Annotated in this window: 4 protein-coding genes; 2 read left to right on the top strand and 2 right to left on the bottom strand. The window is 42.6% G+C overall.

The annotated features are described in order from the left end of the window. Positions 1-245 precede the first annotated feature (245 nt). A complete protein-coding gene (locus KDK14_RS15160) occupies positions 246-455 on the top strand; it encodes a transposase (protein ID WP_257266013.1) in 210 nt (69 codons plus the stop codon). Between the two features lie 114 nt (positions 456-569). Here KDK14_RS15160 and KDK14_RS15155 read toward each other — a convergent pair whose 3' ends face one another. Together KDK14_RS15155 and KDK14_RS15150 are read right to left on the bottom strand one after the other, a co-directional pair. After that, a complete protein-coding gene (locus KDK14_RS15155; RefSeq protein WP_101747970.1) occupies positions 570-935 on the bottom strand; it encodes a DUF86 domain-containing protein in 366 nt (121 codons plus the stop codon). Beyond that, the gene (locus tag KDK14_RS15150; RefSeq protein WP_257266012.1) at positions 932-1222 is read right to left on the bottom strand and encodes a nucleotidyltransferase family protein; all 291 of its coding nucleotides are present in this window, start codon (positions 1220-1222) and stop codon (positions 932-934) included. The genes KDK14_RS15155 and KDK14_RS15150 overlap by 4 nt, the downstream gene beginning before the upstream one ends. A gap of 239 nt (positions 1223-1461) precedes the next feature. Between KDK14_RS15150 and KDK14_RS15145 the strand changes: the two genes are divergently transcribed. Further along, entirely contained in the window at positions 1462-1716 is a 255-nt protein-coding gene (locus KDK14_RS15145) for a hypothetical protein (RefSeq protein WP_257266011.1), read from the top strand.

The raw sequence follows: 1716 nt of genomic DNA, 5'->3' as shown, positions 1-1716 counted from the left end.
CCTGGACTCTGGCTATTTTCTTTACCACTGTCTGTGCACTGGTGATCTGGGTTAAGTACCTGGACCATAAGGATCATAAAAAATAGTCGGTGGTGCCAGGTCTTTCATATCTGTCTTGATGGTCTACTTTTTACTCTTCATAAATAGAAAACCGGGGTCAAAACCGAGGTCAGGTCTTTCATCGTGCATTCCTGATTTAATGGTCTACCTTTCCAGTTCCATTAATAAAAATGAAGTAACCGGAAATGAGCAGACCACCAAGAATTGAGTATTCAGGTGCCCTTTATCATGTGACTTCCCGTGGGAATGAGCGCAGGGCTATTTACCGTGAAGACACCGACTTTACTTTGTTTCTCGATACCCTGGCTGAAGTATGCGACCCGTTTAACTGGGTAATTCATTCGTTCTGCCTGATGACCAATCATTACCATCTGGTGGTGGAAATAAAATCGTAGAAAATCGGGGTCAAAAATCGGGGTCAAAAAATCGGGGTCAGGTCTTTCATTATGCATATTCATCGTCGTGTATTATCAAAAATGAGCTATTCCACAACAGGTGCTCACTCTCATTTATTCAATTGATTCAATTAATTTCTGAACTCTGCTTGCTAATGCAGGCAAATCATTCTGAATGGTTTGCCAGACAATGGGAAGGTCAACTTTAAAGTAGCCATGAGTAAGGGCATTTCTCATTTCATAGGCATAAATAAAAGGTACCTCTTTGTGATCTTTCACAAACTGAGGAAAGTGTTTATCAACGTTGTTGCTGGCTTCACCAATAATTTCAAGGTTTCGGATGACTGCATCCTGAACAAGCGTGTTTTCGTAAAATTCTTGTTCACTCTTCAAATCAGCGATGTACGCTTGTATTCGCCCCACTGCCTCAACGATGTGAGATAGATATTCCACTAGCCTCAGTGCATTTTTCCCTTTCATATGGGCTTTGCCTGCGAAAGGATTTTATCTCTGATCGTGTCTGAAAGTGAGCCAGGAGTCAGGATGTCGACTTCTACACCAGTTAACTGCTTGAGTTTGTGACGGATCGCTCCGATATCAAACAGGGTCATGTCCTGGCCCGGGTCAATCAGTATATCCAGGTCACTGGTTTCGGTGTCGGTTTCATTCAATACAGAGCCAAATACCCGGGCATTAGCCGCTTTATGTTCTTTTATAACGGCTTTGATCTTTGCCCGGTATTTTTTTAATGCTGCCGATGGTCTCATGGGTTGCCTCAGCCAGTAGTCGTTTCTATATCTACTCTAACATATCTATTTGTATTGTCTTCTTTGCTCTGGCCACCTCATTGGCCTTTGTCTATCTGGCTTTGCTTATGGAGTCTAATCATGATTTAGATAAAAAGACAAAGAAGGAAACCGAGAAACCGGGGTCAGGTCTTTCATCGTGCATTTCCGACTTAATGGACTACTTTTTCAATTTCTGAATAAATATAAAAGTGGTACCAATGAACAAAAAACAACGTGAAAGAATGGCTGCGCTTAGCTGCGATCTTGTAAAGCTTCCTTTGGGTGGGGCTGTTTTATACCCGATCTTTCAGGAAAACATGATTGCTGCTATTGTCTTCTTTGGTTTGGCCACCTCACTGGCCCTTGTCTATCTGGCTTTGCTTCTGGAGTCTGACCATGATTGGGATGAACGCTTTCGCCTGGACTCTGGCTATTTTCTTTACCACTGTCTGTGCACTGGTGATCTGGGTTAA

The organism is Endozoicomonas sp. ONNA2 (assembly GCF_024606365.1).
Lineage (GTDB): Bacteria > Pseudomonadota > Gammaproteobacteria > Pseudomonadales > Endozoicomonadaceae > Endozoicomonas.
The sequence above is the reverse complement of the archived record's forward strand: the minus strand, read 5'-3'. Positions and strand labels throughout refer to the sequence as shown.

What these genes read in the sequence shown, in the direction of transcription:
- KDK14_RS15160 (WP_257266013.1), top strand. Translation starts at nt 246, where the DNA reads ATGAGCAGACCACCAAGAATTGAGTATTCAGGTGCCCTTTATCATGTG.
- KDK14_RS15155 (WP_101747970.1), bottom strand. Translation starts at nt 935, where the DNA reads ATGAAAGGGAAAAATGCACTGAGGCTAGTGGAATATCTATCTCACATC.
- KDK14_RS15150 (WP_257266012.1), bottom strand. Translation starts at nt 1,222, where the DNA reads ATGAGACCATCGGCAGCATTAAAAAAATACCGGGCAAAGATCAAAGCC.
- KDK14_RS15145 (WP_257266011.1), top strand. Translation starts at nt 1,462, where the DNA reads ATGAACAAAAAACAACGTGAAAGAATGGCTGCGCTTAGCTGCGATCTT.